Here is a 17041-nt window from a genome sequence, read left to right as displayed (position 1 = left end):
GCACCAGCACTTCGCCGAGAGGCCTGCATGTCCAACCCCCCTTCCCGCGCCCGTACGACCGCTCGTGACCGCAAGGCGAGAACCCTCCACCCCGCACTCCGCCGGGTCGCCGTCGTCGCGGTGACCGTCCCCGTCGCCGGGACGATCCTGTTCGGTACGACCGCCTTCGCCGCCGGCAACACCGTCTCCACGGCCACGGCACTCGACCCCGCCGAGCAGAAGATCGCGGACAATCTCAGCACCCGCGTCCAGGACACCCGTCTCGGCAGCACCCTCAGCGGCGTCGTCATCGACGCCGAGTCCGAGAAGGTCGTCTGGGGCCACGACGCGGCCACCGCGCTGATGCCCGCGTCCAACACCAAACTCGGCACCGCCACCGCCGCGTTGACGGTGCTCGGCCCCGACCGCCGGTTCACCACCAAGGCGGTCTACGGCAACGGCACGCTCACCCTCGTCGGCGGCGGCGACCGCACCCTGACCAACGCCGACCTCGCCGAGATGGCGAATTCCGCCGTCGCGGGACTCAAGAGCGCGGGTCTCACCTCGGTCAAGGTCCGGGTGGACGACAGCCTCTTCCCCGAGCCCACACTCGCGACCGGCTGGAACGACGGCTACTACCCGGACTCCGTCGCACCGGTACGGGCATTGGTGGTCGACGGCCACGAGGTCACGGACACGTCCCTCGACGCGGGCCAGGCCTTCGCCAAGCTCCTCGCCGCGCAGGGCGTCACCGTCACGGGCGCCGTCACCCACGGGACGGCCGCCACGGGCGACGTACCGGTCGCCCAGCACCAGTCCGACGCGCTGTCCACCATCGTGAAGCACATGCTCAAGGTGAGTGACAACGATATCGCCGAGACACTGCTGCGGATGACCGCGATCGGCGCCGGACGCCAGCCCACCTTCGAGGACGGCACGGCCGTCGTACGCGAGGTGCTCAGCGGCTACGGCGTCTCGCTGGACAACTACGAGATCCACGACGGCAGCGGTCTGTCCCGCGCCAACCGCATCCCGGCACAGACCATCGCCGACATCCTCGACGTGGCCGAGGCCCCCCGCAACGCGCAGATCCTCGGTTCCATCATCGACGGCCTGCCCGTGGCGGGAGAGGCCGGCTCCACCCTGGGTCCCGAATGGGGCCGGTTCGACACCGCGGACTCGCAGTGCGCCGTCGGCAAGGTCATGGCGAAGACGGGCACCCTCACCGGTGCGATCGCGCTGAGCGGACTGACCAGGGCCGAGGACGGAAGCTGGAAGATCTTCTCCTTCATCGAGAACAACTCCACCGCCGACCCGGCCGCCACCAAGGACGCCCTCGACGGCCTGGCGGCCACGGTCAACGGCTGCTGGGCATAAGGCCCTCGCGCGAGGGTGCATCTGCCCCGGGCGGGTGACGGACTTGGCGAGGCGCGAGGATGCGGTTCGCGAAATCCCGGGAGTCCAGGTGCCGTTCCAGCGCCTGCCCGCCGTGCGTCCCTGCTCGCATCGCCCTCGTGGCGGGCGAGCAGGAGGGGCGGATCGTGCGCCACGGTCCTGGCCTGCGGTCTCGGTGTCCCGTACGCCGTTCAGTCCCCGCGCCGACGCGGCCGTGCCCACTCGCTGACCATGAGCAGGACGAGCGCCAGCACCTGAACCGTCACGACCACCGCGATCAGGGCCGTGATCGACACTCCGTAGAGGGCGCCGATCAGGGCGCCGCCCGCCAGGCTGGCCCCGCCGACCACCCCCGCGAAGACGCCGTAGGCCGTCGCCCGCCTCCGTGGCGGCACCAGGTCGGCGACCGTCGCCCGCAGCGTGGACTCCTGAATGCCCATGGCCGCGCCCCACACCAGGGAGCCGAGCACGGCCACCGTCACGGTGTTCGCGAACGCCAGCATCGGTACGGCGGCGGCCAGCACCGGCAGGGCGACCAGCACCCGCGCCCCGACACGGTCGTACAGCCAGCCGGTCGCCAGCGCGGCGAGGGCGTCGACGGCCATCGCGGCGGCGTACAGCACGGGTACCCAGGCCGCCGTCATCAGGTGGTGCTCGACGAGGTGGTAGGAGAGCAGGCCGAAGGTGGCGAAGCCGGCGGTGGTGGCGGCGGTGAACGCCGCGTACGTCCAGAACGCGCGCGGCAGGCGGCCGTCCGGCGCGGACTCGTCCGTGGGACCGGAAGCCTCCCGCTCGTACCCCTGCGGGTCGGGTACGCGTGCACGCAGCCACACCAGCAGACCCAGCACCGCGACCCCCGGGACGGCGAGCACTCCGAGCGCCGGCCCGTAGTCGTCGCCGGTGAGTGCGAGCATGCCGGCCACGACGAGCGGGCCGATCAGTGCGCCGACCTGGTCCATCGCCTCGTGGACGGCGAAGCCGCGCCCGCGCCCGGTGGCGGCGGTGGCGTGCGACAGCAGGGTGTCCTTGGCGGGTGAGCGCACCGCCTTGCCCACCCGTTCGGCGATCACCAGCACGCACGCGGCCCACAGCACGCCGACCGTGCCCAGCAGCGGTACGGAGATCACCGTCAGCGCGTATCCGGCGATCGTCAGACCCCAGAAGCGGTGGGTGCGGTCCGCCAGCGGCCCCGAGACCAGCCGCAGTCCGAGCGCCGCCGCCTCGCCCGCGCCGGTCACCACGCCCACCACCAGCGCAGAGGCCCCCAGCGAGGCCAGCAGCGGTCCGGTGATCGAGCGGGCGCCCTCGTACACGAAGTCCGCGAGCAGACTGACCGTGCCGAACCACACCACGAACCGCCAGGGCCGCATCCGGGCCGGTGATGCCGGGTGGGCCGCCCGGGGCTTCGGGGCTGTCATGGGCGTACGTCTCCTCGTCGTCGACGCCACCGCTTCCGGGACGTCCGTGCCGCCCATCATCCACCGACACGTTTCCCTGCCGTGCCCGGCCCTCATCCACCCGCCGCACCTGAAATGACAGGTTCCAGTCAAAGCCTGCCCAAGTTCCGGACACACCCTCCCGCCCGTGATCGGGTCCCAGCGACGGCAGTACGAAAGTCCGTTTGGGAGGATCTGGTGTCAGCACCAACCCGTAGAAGACGATGGCTCACGACCTGTGCCATCACCGCAACCGCCGCACTCCTCGCGATGCCCGCGAGCGCCGCGTCCAGCCGGAACAACAGCCCTTTCGGCGCCCGCACGCTCGCCCGGCTCGCCGCCGAACACACCCAGTCGGTGGGGGCCGTCACCCCCAAGGTGACGGCCGAGGACGATGACGGCGGCAACGAGGCGGACGAGATCGCCGAGGGGGCGGACCAGTACGCCGAGGCCCGCACCTCACCCGGCATCGTGGCCCCCGGCGCCTACGGCGCCGCCTGGACCGGTCTGAGCAACCTGCCCAGCACGGGCGGCAGTTGGCGGAACATCACCGACCTGCCGTACAACTCCGACGACCCGCGCTACCGGGACATCGACTCCAACTCCAGCGGTGGCTCGGGCAATGTCACGGGCCGGATGGCCGCGATGGCCGCCGACGACGACGGATACGTCTACGCGGGCAGCGCGGGCGGCGGAGTGTGGCGCTCCCGGTCCGGCGGCGGGCACTGGCAGCCGATCAGCGACCGGCTCTCCTCCCAGTCCACCGGCGCACTCTCGCTCGACGCGGCCGGTCGCCTGTGGCTGGGCACCGGCGAGGCCACCACCAACGCGGACGCCTACCTCGGCAGCGGCGTCTACGTCCTGTCCGACCCGCACCACGGCACCTTCTCCGCCCGCAGCCGGGTCGGCGGTGACGAGCTGGAGTCCACCACCGTCCACGAGCTGCGCTTCGGCGGCGGCAAGGTGTGGGCGGCGACCAGCGAGGGCGTGTGGAGCCACTCCACGAAGACGCTGAAGGGCGCCTGGAAGCTGGAGTTCGCACCCAACCCCGACTACCTGCCCGGCGGTTCGCTCGCGAGCGACCCCTCGGCCGCGTACAAGAACATCGCCAACGACATCGCGATCGACCCGAAGGACCCGGGCAAGGTGGTCCTCGCGGTCGGCTGGCGCAGCGGTGACGACTACAACGGCTTCTACACCAAGGACTCCAGCGGCACCTGGACGCGGATCAGCAGCGGCTTCGGCGACCTGCCGACCGACGCGGACAACGTCGGCAACGTCACCTTCGCCCGCTCCGCCGACGGCTCCCGCTACTACGCCATCGACGAGTCGCCGGAGCAGCTGAGCACCAACCCGGACAGCGGCCTGGAGGGCATCTACCGCGCGGCCTCGCCGTCCGGCCCCTGGACGAAGATCGCCGACTACAAGCAACTGGCCGCGGACGGCTCGGCGTTGACCTCCAGCGGCTACATGCCCGGTGTGCAGGCCTGGTACAACCAGTTCCTCAGCGTCGACCCGAGCGACCCCGGGCACGTGTACGCGGGCCTGGAGGAGGTCTACGAGACCAAGGACGGCGGCAGCAGCTGGTCCACCGTCGGCCCGTACTGGAACTTCAACTTCGCCTGCTGGAGCATTGACCCGGCCAAGCAGACCGGCGACTGCAACGCGACCACCCACTCCGACCAGCACGGTGTCGCCATCGGCCGCTACCACGGCAAGAGCTTCGTCTACGTCGGCAACGACGGCGGCGTCTACAAGCGCCCGGTCGACGGCGCCCAGGACACCTCCGGGCACGCCACCGACTGGACCTCCCTCAACGACGGCACCATCGACACCCTCCAGTACTACTCGGTGGGCATCGGCAAGGACCTGACCTACGGCGGCGTCTCCGTCACCGGCGGCCTGCAGGACAACGGCCAGTCCGTCCTCCGCGGCAACGACACCGTCATGGGCTCCAACTTCGGCGGCGACGGCGGCGACACGCTCACCGACCCCGCCAACGGCTGCGACATGGCGGAGGAATACGTCTACCTGGCGATCCAGGTGACCCAGAACTGCGCGGTGAACGACGGCAGTTGGATCACCGACGCCACCAAGGCCACGTCGTACAACGTCGCCCCGGCCGACAACGCCACCGGCGAGGCCCGCTTCATCGCCCCGCTCGCGGCCGACGCCAAGAACCCCGCGACCTGGATCGCGGGCGGCCGGCACATCTGGGTGCAGACCCACGGCTATGCCATCCGCAGCGGTGACGAGTGGAAGAGCGTGTACGACCTCGGTGCCGGCCACACCGCGACCGCCGTCGCGGCCTCGGGCGGCAAGGTCTACGCGGCCTGGTGCGGCCCCTGCAACAACCAGGGCTTCGCCCGCGGCATCTCCGTCGGCAACGCGGACGGCACCGGCTGGCACGACATCAGCCTGCCCGGCACCGGCGCGGACGGGACCGTACCCAACCGCTACCTCAGCGGCTTCGCCGTCGACCCGAAGAACGCCGACCACGTCTTCCTCGCGGTCAACGGTTTCTCGCGGCACTGGACGGAGGGCCCCGGCACGGGCGTCGGCCACGTCTTCGAGTCCACCGACGGCGGCACCACCTGGAAGGACATCTCGAAGAACCTCCCCGACGTACCGGCCAACTCCGCGGTCGTCACCCCGAACGGCGGCCTCGCCGTCGCCACCGACCTGGGCGTCGTCTACCGCGCCCCGGGCCGCACGCGGTGGGAGCGCGTCGGCTCGCTCCCAGCGGTCGCCGTGCTCCAGCTGAAGCTGAGCCCCGACGGCAGCACCCTGTACGCGGCCACCCACGGCCGCGGCATCTACACCATCAAGGTGCGCGACTGCGACTGACGCAGCAGCATGACGGGGTGACCCGGACTCTTCCGGGTCACCCCTGCGTCGGGTACGGCACCACGCTCACGTCAAGCGTGAAGGCGACCCGCGCGGCGCCCGCCACGTCCGGCGCCTTCGCCGTCACGGTGACCACGGTCGTACCGCCCCGGGTGCCGGCGCAGCGCAGCGAGGCGTGGGCGGTGCCGTCCGCGTCCAGCCGCCATCCGGAGGCCACGGCGAAGGCCGGCGCCGAACTCCGCGCCCCCGTCCAGCGCTTGTCGTCGATGCGGGGCTCCAGGACGAGCGACACCACGGTCCCGGGCCGTACGCACAGCTCCCGCCGGGGCGCGTCCCCCGGCGCGACGGTGACCTCGGCGTGTCCGGCGGCACAGCTCCCCGCCGAAGGCGCGGTGACCGAGGCGGACGGGCTTACGGACGGCCCCTCCGCCGTTCCGTCGCCCGCTGTTCCGCCACCCGCCGTTTCGCCGCAAGCCGCCAGCACAACCGCCCCCACGACCATCGCCACCCCTGCCCACCAGCGCATCCCGCCGCCTCCCGCCGCATTCGTACACATACCAGCATGCCCTCCAACTCACATTCCCTGCCGGGATGTTGCCGCGCAGGGCCGGTCGCCCTTCCCCGCCGCAGGTGCGGCAGACCTGCGACGGTCCGTGCCGCCGCCGCTCCCGAACGGGCGAGCGAGGTGCTCCGTACGGATGGTTCCGGTGAGGGTCTTGGTGAATTCAGCGTGTCCCGGTCGAGGGCTCACGGGTGAACGGTAACGCGGTGTCACAGTCATCTGGCCCGATGAACAGATCTTCAGGGTGCCCGCACCTCGGCCGGACCAGAAGGAGAGGGATGATCAGGATCAGAGAGGGGGACCCATGTTGAACAGCCACGTTCAACGGCGTGTCCTCACCGTTGTCGGCAGCACTCTTCTCATGCTGCAGTCGCTCGTGGTCATGGGACCCGCCTCACCCGCGTGGGCGGGCGACGACCGCAGTCTCGCCACCAACGGCAACGAGCCGCACAACGCCACCGTCAATCCCCGCAGGCCGAGCCAGGTCGCCGTCATGCAGGGGTGCACCGTCCGGATCGACAACAACTTCGGCAAGGACGGCTTCCCGATCACGCGGACGTCGACTCTCCCCTGCTCGGGCGACCCCTCCCTCGCCTTCGACTCCCAGGGGCGCCTGTTCGTCGCCCATCTCTCCGGGAGTTTCAACACCGCCCCCAGCTTCGGGGTGGGTGTCGCCCGGATCAACGATCTGATGACGCCGGGGAACCAGACGTACACGGCGACCCAGGTGAGCGCGAACAGCGCCGTCAACGACGACAAGCCCTGGCTGGTGGCGGACACCAACCCCACCAGCCCGTACCGGGACAACCTCTACATCGTCTGGTCCCACCTCGGCACCCCGTGGCAGATCCAGTTCTCCCGCCTCGTGAGCGGGAGCACCACGTGGTCGGCGCCCAGCGTCCTCTCCGCGGCCGGAGAGGGGAACGTGTGGCCTTCGCACGCGGCGGTCGGCCCGAACGGTGACCTCTACGTCGCCTACCACGCCAACGGCTGCACCGAAGGAACCAACGGAGCGCCCGGCCAGGGCACCACACAGCTCCTTCGCGACGGTTCCGGGGGCGCCGACTTCGCCGCCGGTACGGTCCAGCAGAAGGCAACGGCGTTCGGGGCGGGGCAGGCCACCATCACCTGCAACGTGGTGAACTCCCCGGCCGGTGTCATCCCGGGGACCGACTTCTGGCTCCAGGGCAGCATGCAGCCCTGGATCCTGCCCGACCCGGCGCGGCCGGGGAACGTCTACGTCGTCGCCAACGACGACCCGAACAACGTCTTCGGGAACGGCGACGACGCCGACGTCGTCATCGCCCGCTCCACGGACAACGGGCAGACGTTCACCCAGGGCAGGGTCGACCACGGGCCGGGCCGGACCTTCGCCGTGATGCCCACCGCGCACATCGACCAGGACGGCAACGCGGTCGTCACCTGGTACGACAACCGCAGCGGCCGGCGCAACTTCGGCACCGGGCCGAACGGGAGCAACAACTTCCTGCTGGAGCTCTACGGCACGACGAGCCGCGACGGCGGGCAGACCTGGGCGCAGGACTTCCGGGTCAGCGACTCCCCCTTCGACCCCGATGTCAACGCCCCCTGTCGTTTCAACTGCGGCGCCGGCTCCACCCAGCAGACCCTGCGCATCGGGGAGTACAACGGACTGTGGTCGGCCGACGGGATCGGTTACGCGACCTGGACCGGCAACACCACCCCGCCGACGGCCACCGCGTCGGCCCAGGGCAGTCAGACCACCTACTTCGACGTCTTCTCGCTGCTCGGGGCCTTCCCGGACGCCTTCGAACCGAACGAGTCGATCGACACCGCCGTCGCCACCGCGCTCGGTACGAGGAACAGGGTCACCAAGCCGCGCCTGACCCTGCACAGCGCGACCGACGTCGACTTCTTCAGGGTCGAGCCCCGCCGCACCGGGCACCTGCAGGCCGAGATCGCCTTCAACGAGGTGATCTCCCGGCTCCAGGTCCGCGCGTACGACAAGTTCGGCAACAAGGTGGCCACCGGAACCGTCGCCACCACCAGGCCGGGCAGTTCGACCAGCAGACTCGCCATCCCGGTCGTCGAGGACCAGCCGTACTTCATCGCGGTCAGCGACGCCGGCATCACCGACCCGACCAGGCCGGGCGACGCCTCGCCGACCGACCCGCCGCAGGCCACCTACGACCTCACCGTCGTCAACCGCGCGGCCCCCGAACCCTTCGGCCTCGACCTCACCCGCACGTCGGACTCGGGCCGGTACGACAACGACGACGTCACCAGGGTCCGCGGTCCGCAGCTCTTCCTGCGGGTCGACGACTCGGAACTGCGGGCCGCGGGCATCCCGCTGTCTCCGCAGAACAGCACCGCCACGCTCACGGACGACGCCCCCGGCTACAAGGTGGCCGTGGAACGCGACGGACGGCGCGTCGGCTTCGCCCAGCCGGTGGACCCGGTCGCCAGACCGGGGCTGTACCGGATCCGTCTGAACCCTGTCCTGGTGGAGGGCGAGAACCAGATCACCGCGGAGGTGGTGATCGTCGACCCGTCCGACGACCCGGGCGTCCCCGGGGTGTCCCACGTCGTCGGTTCGGGCAGGGAGAGCGCGCACCGGCTGTTGATCACACTCGACACCCACGCACCGAGGCGTCCGGGCGCCCCGGACCTGCTGCCGTCGAGCGACACCGGCAACCACAGGGACAACATCACGTCGATCGGCAAGCCCGCCTTCCAGGGCCGGTCGGTCGAGCCCAACGCACTGGTGCGGCTGACCGCCGATCCGAAGGGACCCGTCGGCCCGGCCGTGGTCGGCAAGGACACCGTCACCTCACACGGCGCGTACGAAATCGTCAGCGCCACGCTCGACCTGGGGAAGTACGGCTTCGCCGTACGTCTCGAAGACCTCGCGGGCAATGTGAGCCCGGCATCACCGGTCCTCAAGGTGGAGATCACCAAGAACCCGCCTCATGCCAACCAGCACCACCCGAAACCCGCTCCTCCCTGTCGCTCAGGAGGCTGTCACCACCGTCTGCTCCCGCATCCCCTGTAGACGCCGAGTGAAGTGAAGCCTCCGCCAACGGTGTTCGGCCCGGCCCCGGTCCACCCCGGGACCGGGCCGAGCAGTTGAGGGAAGCCGACCGGCCGTGTCGCACTGATCAGTGCCGTCGTCGATCCACGTGATGCGCCCTGCACCGGCAAGCGTGGCAGACGACATGCAGACGAACCGCCCCTGGGGCAAGGCCGTTGTCATCGGCGGGAGTTACGCGGGGCTGGTGACCGCGCGGGTGCCGGCCGACTTCTTCGCGGAAGTCGTCCTCGTGGAGCGGGATGCCGTGGACGAGGACACCGGTGCCCATCAGGGTGCGCCGCAGGGCTATCACGCGCACGCCATGCTGGCCAAGGGCGGCGAGATCCTGGAACGGCTGTTTCCTGGACTGCGGGACGAGCTGCGGGAAGCCGGTGCGCCGGTGTTCGACTACGGGCAGGGAATCGACTTCCTGCTGCCGACCGGACTGGCACCCCGTGCCCGGACGGGGGTGCAGATCCAGACGTTCACCCGCGACGAGCTGGAGCGCCGGCTGCGGCGCAAGGTGCTCGCACGCTCCGAGGTCACGCTGCTGGCCGCCACGCAGTGCTCGGGGCTGACCCGGGACGCCTCGGGGCGGGTGACCGGTGTGACGTGCCGGCAGCGGGGCACGGAAGCGATCGACCTGGCCGCCGATCTGGTCGTCGACGCCTCCGGGCGGTCCAGCTCGCTGGAGGACTGGCTGGGTGCGGTCGGTGTCACGGTCCCCACGAAGCGGACGGTGAAGGCGAAGGTCACCTACACGTCGATGAACTTCGACCGGCCCGAGGAGGGCCACCCGAGCCACCCGGACTACTACATCGCGTACCAGATGCTGTTCGCTCCGCGCGTGCCCCGGGCCGGGGTCCTGCTGGCCGTGGAGCGGAACCGGTGGACGTGCTCGCTGCTGGGCTTCCAGGACCCGCCGCCGGCCGACGACACGGGCTACCCGCGGTTCGCCGAGAGCCTGGACAACCCGCACCTGGCCCAGCAGATCGGACGCCGTACGGTCCAGGAGCCGACCCATCGCTACACCAACGTCGACAACCAGTGGCGGCCCCATCACGCCGTCAGGAACTGGCCGGACCGGCTCATCGCCGTCGGGGACGCGGTCTGCGTCTTCAACCCCGTCTACGGCCAGGGGCTGACCGTGGCCGCGATGGAGGCGGAGCTGCTGCAGCGGACGCTGGCCCGCCGCAGCGCGTCCGGGAAACAGCTGGACGGGATGGCCGGCGGTTACCAGAAGCGGGTGGGCCGGCTGCTGCTCGGCCCGTGGACACTCTCCACCAACTCGGACCTGATGTGGAACCCGGACCCACAGCCCCTGGGAGCGCGGTTCGCGCACTGGTACAACACGAGGCTCTTCCAGGTCGCCGTGAAGGACGCGGCCGTCTGGTCGAGGTTCGTGCGGGTGGTGAACATGGTGGCCACCCCCGCGGTGCTGTTCCACCCCGCCGTGGCCCTGAAGGTCCTGTCCACCGCGCTCATCCCCCGGGGCTGACCTGTCGCGAGCGCGACTCGGCGGCCGGGCCGCGGACACCACCGCGGGGCCGCCCGCCAGTCCGGCGAGTGCCGATACATCGGCGGCCGGCGATACCGCTCCCGTCCTCCGCTTGACGGCGCCGCGTGGCGCCCCCGGTCACGAACCACGTGCCGCACGTGATTCCTGGAGCCAGGGAGTGGTGTAGATCTCGATACACGAGACGCCTGGCCCGGCGATGCCACACCCCCCCGAGCAGGCACGCAGGCTTGCGCGCGGCCGGGCGCCCGTCGCAGCCGCAGCGCAGCCCTCGATCACAGAGAGCCGACCGACGGTCCGCCCGCCGACGGCGGTGTCGCGTCCCTCCACACCATTCCCCCGGGATCCCATTGGGCACTAGCTTCCCCAGGGAAACATGGTCTACATTGGTAACCATTCCTTCCTCCGTCCACCGGCACATCGACAGACCCGTCCGCCGGGCGGAACCGCAAAGAGGAGATCACCATGACCGAGTTCAAGCCCGTGCCCGACTTCGCCCTCGGGCCGGACATCCCGGAGTCCACCGGGTATGCCGTCACCGACCTGGGTGGCGACGCCTACATCGTCACGCAAGGGATGATCAACACGGTGTTCCTGGTGACGAAGAAGGGCGTCGTCCTCGTGGACGCGTCACCGTTCCTGGGGGACAAACTGCTGGAAGCCATAGAGTCGGTCACCCCCAAGCCCCTCACCCACCTCATCTACAGCCACGCGCACGCCGACCACATCGGCGCCGCGCACCTGCTCAATCGGGACGGCCTGAAGATCATCACGCACGAGATCACCGGCGATCTCGTCAAAGAGGCCAAGGACGACCGGCGCCCGCTTCCCACCGAGACCTTCAGCGGCCGGCACCAGGAGCTGGACATCGACGGGGTCCGGTTCGTCCTCGACTACACGAGAGACTGGCACGTGGCCGGCAACCTGTTCATCCACCTCCCGGAGCAGAGGCTCATGACAGCGGTGGACAGCTTCACACCGAAGAGTGCGCCGTTCTTCCGGCTGTACTTCTCCGCACACGTGCCCGCGTACTACGACGCGATGGACGAGTTGCTCGAGTACGACTACGACACCATCGTGACCGGCCACATGGCCCTGCCCGGCACCCGCGAGGACGTGGCGGACAACCGTGAGTTCATCCGCGACCTGCGCACCGCTGCCGCCGAGGCGCTGCGGACGGTCGACCTGAGGGAAGCCGCGGCCGCCGCCAAGGTTCCGCACAACAACCGCCAGGCCGAACTGAAGGTCTGGATGGACGCGGTCGTCACGCGCGCGGAGGAGCTGATGCCTTCCTGGGACGAGCGCCTGGCGGGAACCGACATCTTCCTGCGTGACAACCTCAACGCGGTCGCCTGGAGCGTCTTCATCGACTAGACCGAACGGCCCGGCACTTGACTGCAGAAGCGGGGGAAACGTTTGGTGCATCGCGGTGCATCTCGAACAAGCCGCCACAGGACCGTTCGTCCGGATCCGGCGGCGGCGCGGAGGGACGTCCCATGACACCACTGGCCGGAGCGGAACAGCTGACGCAGAGTATCGGCCTGGTCGCGGCCGCTGTCGACGGTGCACCGGTGGACCAGTACGAGAACCCGACTCCGGATGCGGAGTGGAGGGTGAAGGACCTCGTCAATCACATCGCCATGATGCTTGTGCTGACACGGGATGCGGGTGCCCGCACGGCCTCGGACCCCGCCCTGCTGACTGCGAATCCGGTGCCCGTTCTGGCCGGGCGGCCGGAGTCGGAGTGGGCTCTGGTCGTGAACGGCCTGGCGGGGCCGGCAGCCGGAGCGTGGTCCGGCACGAGGGCATGGCAGGGGAAGGCGGCCCTCGGCGGGCCGCCCATGCCCGCCGAGGCGCTCGGCGGGATCCTCATCGCGGAATTCGCCGTCCACGCCTGGGACGTGGCGGTAGCCACCGGCCAACGTCTCGACGTGCCCGAGTCCTTGGCCAGGGCCATGCTCGGCACCTATGCGCGTGAGGCTCCTCGTATGCGAGGACTCGGCCTCCTGGCCGACGAAGTGCCCCAGGACGTCCACGCGTCCCTGTTCGAGCGAAGTCTGGCACTCAGCGGCAGAGATCCGCGATGGAGTCCCCCGTGCGCCCGAGGCGGCAAGGGTTGCAACTGATGTCGGGTGATCCGGTGGTGCCCCGCCGAGCGGCGAGCGCGCCCGTTCGCCCTTTTCCGCGCCCTGGCCTCCCCGAACCGGGTCGGCTTGTCGGCGCCACCCGGCGGAGGGCGCGGCCGGGGAACCGGTGACGGGCTTCGAGGCGGCGCTGGTCTCAGGCGTCCTGGCCAGCGTCCTGGCGTCGGTCGTAGGCCGCGCGGGCTTCGTGTACCACGGTGGTCCGCTTCTCGGTCCAGGCGCACAGAGCCCTTGTCTCCTCGGCGAGTTCACCGCCGAGTTCGGTCAGGCTGTACAGCACCAGGGGCGGAGTCGACCTGGGGTCGACGGAGCGCAGGACAAGACCGTCCCGCTCCAGCGTCCGCAGAGTCTGGGACAGCATCTTGCGGCTGATGCCGCCCAGGGAACGATGCAGCTCGGAGTAGCGTTGGGCGCCGCCTTCGCGAAGACACACCAGCATGAGCAGAACCCACTTGTCTGCCAGGTCCACGAATACATCACGGCTCGGGCAGAGCGCGTCGAGAATGTTCGGCCGGTTCGGGGCACTGCTCACTGATCGGTCTTCTACTGTCACAGTCGAACCCTATACTATGCCCCCAAAGGGGTCCATGGCTCCGCCTGTGACATGGTAACCATTGGAGATCTGGTTCCCCATTCCGCCCGGCAGGGTCGACGCGAACGCGAACGCCCCCGGCGTGACTGCGCTGATCGAGACCGCGCGTGTGTCGCCGCGGACCTCGTATGTGCACTTCCCGGCCAGGAACGCGCTGGTGGAGAAGTATCTGACGCCGGTTCGGCGATTGTTGGCGATCTTCGCTCCGATCGGCGGGGCCCGAGAACTGCCACCGCCGCCGAGGCGGGAGCGGCCGACCCGGAGCCCCTGGGCCGGCAACTGGCCGCAGTTCACGACAGCGCCAACGCGCTCGCGGCCTCCAGCAACGACGCGGACCACACCCTGACCCGGGACGCGGGCCACCGGGCGCACCGGGCGCACCGGCTGGGGCCGGCTCAGGGCGTGGTGTCCGACGACCGTGGTTACGCGCGCACTGCGGCGAGCGAAAGTTCCCACAGGCGCTCGGCGGCGGCCGGGTCGAGCGCGTACGGGGCCACGCCGCCGGGGGCGGATCCCACGGCCTCGGACGTCAGCTTCTCCGCCTCGTTGTTGTCCTCGAAGTAGCGACCGCCGATGCCCTCCAGCCGGGGCGAGGTCGCGACCAGCACGCTCGTCGCCGCGCCCTGGGCGATGGTCTTGAACCGGAACGGCGCGCCCTGGATCGAGCCGGATTCCCCGGCCGCCTCGGCGGCGCGCAGCTGTGCGGCCTGGTCGGGATCCATGTAGCGCGACAGGTTCGTCGACATGATCACGCCGGGGTGGACGGCGTTGGCGGTGATTCCCTCGGTGGCCCAGCGGTTGGTCGCCTCGACTGCGAAGAGAACGTTGGCGGTCTTGGACTGCCCGTAGGCGAGCCACGGGTCGTAGGGGCGGGTGTTGAAGTTGATGTCGTCGAACTCGACGGGCGAGGCATGGTGGCCGCGGGAGCTCAGCGACACGATCCGTGCCTTGCCGGCGGCCGCGAGCGCGTCGTGCAGGCCGAGCGCGAGTGCGAAGTGCCCGAGATGGTTGGACGCGAACTGGAGTTCCCAGCCGTCCGGTGTGCGCTCCAGCGTGGGCAGTGCCATGACGCCGGCGTTGTTGACGAGGATGTGCAGGGGCCCGGACCAGGCGTTCGTGAAGGCGGTGATCGACGCCTTGTCGGCGAGATCGAGCCGGCCGACATGGACGGCGTCGTTTCCGGTCTCCTTACGGATCTCGGTCGCGGCCTGCTCTCCGGCGTCCGTGTTGCGGACCGCGAGGGTGACCGAGGCGCCGGCGCTCGCGAGGGCGCGGGCGGTCTCGGCGCCGAGACCGGAGCCGGCGCCGGTGACGACCGCGTGCTTGCCGGTGAGGTCGATGCCTTCGATGACCTCGGCGGCCGTCGACTCTTCTCCGAAGGGGGTGTGGATGCGCTGGGTGGTTGTCATGACCTCAAGTCCTAGTCAGTGGTCGGTTGTTCTGCCCTCACCGGAACAGGTGAGGAAGTGAGTGCGGCCGGGAACGTCTCGATGTCGCCGTGCACCTTGTCCTCGACGCTCGTCAGCCGACGGGCGGCGAGCCAGTGCGACATCTGCGCGATGGCCTCGGGGTACCGGTGGGCGAATGCGGGAGCCGCGACGTCGGCCGTGGAGGCGCTCCGGTACAGGAGGGACGGGTGCCGGCCGGGCGTGCCGAAAAGGGCACCGAAGGCCGCCGGAACGAGTTCTCTGTCCTGCTCGGGTGTGGACATGACGTGCTCCAGAGGGCGACTGTCTTGGGTCCTGCGGACGTCGTCACGAGTGCGCTACGCGGTGCTACGCGGTCTTCGCGGTGCCGCCGATGAGGTCTGCGAGGCGGCGCCACTGGTCGAGCGGCGGGCGCTCGCCTCCCTCGCCGGTGATGAGTTGCAGGGCCAGGTGGTCGGCGCGGGCCGTGTGGAACTCGGCCAACCGGTCGCCGATCGCGTCGTCGGTTCCCTACGCGACCAGGGCGTCGACCAGCCGGTCGCTGCCGCCGTCGGTGAAGTCCTCGTCGGTGAAGCCGAGGCGTTCGAAGTTCGTGGTGTAGTTGGGCAGCCGGAGGTACAGGTCGAGATGGTCACGTGCGATGGCACGCGCCCGAGCCGGCCGACAGGCAGGTCACCGCAGATTCGGAGGACTCCGGAGGCCCGGGCGGGAAACTCGCTCTCCTGTGTCATGGTGCGCCTTCTGACTGTCGGGGTGTCGCCTGAGGAGGAAGGGGGTGCGTGGTCGCCGTTGATCATCGGCGATCGCCGGGCGATTCGTCGGTCAGCGACCGGCGGGCCTGCGGTACTGCGCGAGCAGGCCGAGAGCCGCGGCGGCGATGATGACGACGCCGTAGCCGAGGACGGTGTGCAGCAGTCCGAGCGGGGCGATCAGGAGGCCTGCGATGATCGCCGGCACTCCGAAGCTCAGGTAGGCGACCAGGTAGACGGCCGCGAAGAGCCCGGCCCTCTGATGGGGTTGCGCGAGGGGGGTGATGGTGCGCAGGGCTCCGGAGAAGGAGGCTCCCACGCCCACACCGCCGATGAGACCCCCCAGCCACAGCAGCGGGAGTGCCGCGGTGGCGACTCCGGTCATGTTGACCGCGGTACCCAGCAGCACGCCCACACCGCCGACGAGAATCGTGCGACGCGGCGTGAGGCGGCCGAGCGAGAGGCCGGCCACGGCGGCGGCCGCGGGCTGGACGAAGACCGTGGCACCGTTCAGGAGACCGCTGTGCAGGCCCAGCAGGTCGCGGAGGATGGTGGGGACGAGCCCCATGAACAGTCCCGCCAGCATCCATGCGGCCATGTGCACGGGGATGCTCGCCACGAATTCACGGCGCGCGGCCCTGGGGACGGAAACGTGAGGCACCAGGGAGCGCGCGGTTCCCGGCTGCGGAGACACCGTCTCGGCCGAGAACGCGACGACACCCGTGCCGACGACCATGATCACCGCTAGGGCCGTGAAGACCAGGGCGCTCGCATGGGTGCTGAACTGGACCGCCGCGCCGGTCAGGAGGGCGCCCAGGCCCAGCCCGCCGGCCGGTGCGATGCTGGTGACGATCGTTGCCAGCTTCTTGCGGTACTCCGGGGCGTGTTCCACGACCGAGGCCGAGAAGGCGCTGGTCGCCGCGCCGGTGGCGATGCCCTGGATGGTGCGGGCCGCGATCACCCAGCCGATGTCGGAGGCGAAGACGAACATCAGCATCGCCCCGAGCTCCACCGTGAGGGATCCGATCAGGACGGGTCGGCGCCCGACGTGGTCGGACAGGGAACCCGCGACCAGCAGGGCCGTCAGCAGGCCCAGCGCGTAGGACGCGAAGGCGACCGTCAGTACCCACGCCGGGAAGCCCCACCGCTGCTCGAAGACGACCAGCAGCGGCGTGGGCGCACCCGCGGCCACGTAGAGCGCCGCGAACACGGCCCCCGATCCGGCGAACGCGGCGGAAGGAGCAAGCAGTCTCCGGGCCCGGGCAGGCTCGGCGTGCACCAGGACCGGACTGGGATCAAGCGTTGGTTCGATGACGCGATTCACGTCGAAGCCCCCTAAGGCCAG

13 protein-coding genes are annotated in these 17041 nt (G+C 70.3%); 6 read left to right on the top strand and 7 right to left on the bottom strand.

The window, feature by feature from the left end; genetic code table 11:
- Positions 1-27 precede the first annotated feature (27 nt).
- The gene (gene dacB / locus SSP29_RS41790) at positions 28-1356 is read left to right on the top strand and encodes a D-alanyl-D-alanine carboxypeptidase/D-alanyl-D-alanine endopeptidase (RefSeq protein ID WP_089106180.1); all 1329 of its coding nucleotides are present in this window, start codon (positions 28-30) and stop codon (positions 1354-1356) included.
- Positions 1357-1565: 209 nt separating this feature from the next.
- Here dacB and SSP29_RS41785 read toward each other — a convergent pair whose 3' ends face one another.
- Positions 1566-2792 carry an MFS transporter gene (locus SSP29_RS41785; RefSeq protein WP_089106179.1) on the bottom strand — a complete coding sequence of 409 codons (1227 nt, stop codon included), beginning with the start codon at positions 2790-2792 and terminating at the stop codon, positions 1566-1568.
- A gap of 216 nt (positions 2793-3008) precedes the next feature.
- On the opposite strand from SSP29_RS41785, the gene SSP29_RS41780 reads away from it, so the two are divergent.
- Complete coding sequence (locus tag SSP29_RS41780; protein ID WP_089106178.1) at positions 3009-5657, top strand: beta propeller repeat protein; 2649 nt, start codon at positions 3009-3011, stop codon at positions 5655-5657.
- 37 nt (positions 5658-5694) lie between these two features.
- On the opposite strand, the gene SSP29_RS60520 is transcribed toward SSP29_RS41780, so the two are convergent.
- Positions 5695-6183: a hypothetical protein gene (locus SSP29_RS60520; RefSeq protein WP_150135952.1), complete on the bottom strand. Its 489-nt coding sequence runs from the start codon at positions 6181-6183 to the stop codon at positions 5695-5697.
- Positions 6184-6580: 397 nt separating this feature from the next.
- On the opposite strand from SSP29_RS60520, the gene SSP29_RS41770 reads away from it, so the two are divergent.
- The 4 genes from SSP29_RS41770 to SSP29_RS41755 all read left to right on the top strand — a co-directional run bounded on the left by SSP29_RS41770 (position 6581) and on the right by SSP29_RS41755 (position 12910).
- Positions 6581-9250, top strand: coding sequence for an Ig-like domain-containing protein (locus tag SSP29_RS41770; protein WP_145969015.1), 2670 nt, complete (start codon positions 6581-6583; stop codon positions 9248-9250).
- Between the two features lie 151 nt (positions 9251-9401).
- Positions 9402-10766: an FAD-dependent oxidoreductase gene (locus tag SSP29_RS41765; protein ID WP_167450129.1), complete on the top strand. Its 1365-nt coding sequence runs from the start codon at positions 9402-9404 to the stop codon at positions 10764-10766.
- 483 nt (positions 10767-11249) lie between these two features.
- Complete coding sequence (locus SSP29_RS41760; protein ID WP_089106175.1) at positions 11250-12158, top strand: MBL fold metallo-hydrolase; 909 nt, start codon at positions 11250-11252, stop codon at positions 12156-12158.
- 122 nt (positions 12159-12280) lie between these two features.
- Complete coding sequence (locus tag SSP29_RS41755; protein WP_089106174.1) at positions 12281-12910, top strand: TIGR03086 family metal-binding protein; 630 nt, start codon at positions 12281-12283, stop codon at positions 12908-12910.
- 154 nt (positions 12911-13064) lie between these two features.
- Here the strand turns inward: SSP29_RS41755 and SSP29_RS41750 are convergent, their stop codons facing one another.
- The 5 genes from SSP29_RS41750 to SSP29_RS41730 all read right to left on the bottom strand — a co-directional run bounded on the left by SSP29_RS41750 (position 13065) and on the right by SSP29_RS41730 (position 16975).
- The gene (locus SSP29_RS41750) at positions 13065-13397 is read right to left on the bottom strand and encodes a winged helix-turn-helix transcriptional regulator (protein ID WP_150135951.1); all 333 of its coding nucleotides are present in this window, start codon (positions 13395-13397) and stop codon (positions 13065-13067) included.
- 545 nt (positions 13398-13942) lie between these two features.
- The gene (locus tag SSP29_RS41745; protein ID WP_089106172.1) at positions 13943-14929 is read right to left on the bottom strand and encodes an SDR family NAD(P)-dependent oxidoreductase; all 987 of its coding nucleotides are present in this window, start codon (positions 14927-14929) and stop codon (positions 13943-13945) included.
- An 11-nt stretch (positions 14930-14940) separates the two neighbouring features.
- Positions 14941-15231, bottom strand: coding sequence for a hypothetical protein (locus tag SSP29_RS41740; RefSeq protein ID WP_150135950.1), 291 nt, complete (start codon positions 15229-15231; stop codon positions 14941-14943).
- A 64-nt stretch (positions 15232-15295) separates the two neighbouring features.
- Complete coding sequence (locus tag SSP29_RS61415) at positions 15296-15430, bottom strand: hypothetical protein (RefSeq protein ID WP_368669286.1); 135 nt, start codon at positions 15428-15430, stop codon at positions 15296-15298.
- 339 nt (positions 15431-15769) lie between these two features.
- Positions 15770-16975, bottom strand: coding sequence for an MFS transporter (locus SSP29_RS41730; RefSeq protein WP_245883504.1), 1206 nt, complete (start codon positions 16973-16975; stop codon positions 15770-15772).
- Between the last annotated feature and the right edge of the window lie 66 nt (positions 16976-17041).

Source organism: Streptomyces hyaluromycini, from assembly GCF_002217755.1.
GTDB lineage: Bacteria > Actinomycetota > Actinomycetes > Streptomycetales > Streptomycetaceae > Streptomyces > Streptomyces hyaluromycini.
This window is presented reverse-complemented; position numbering and strand designations above follow the sequence as displayed.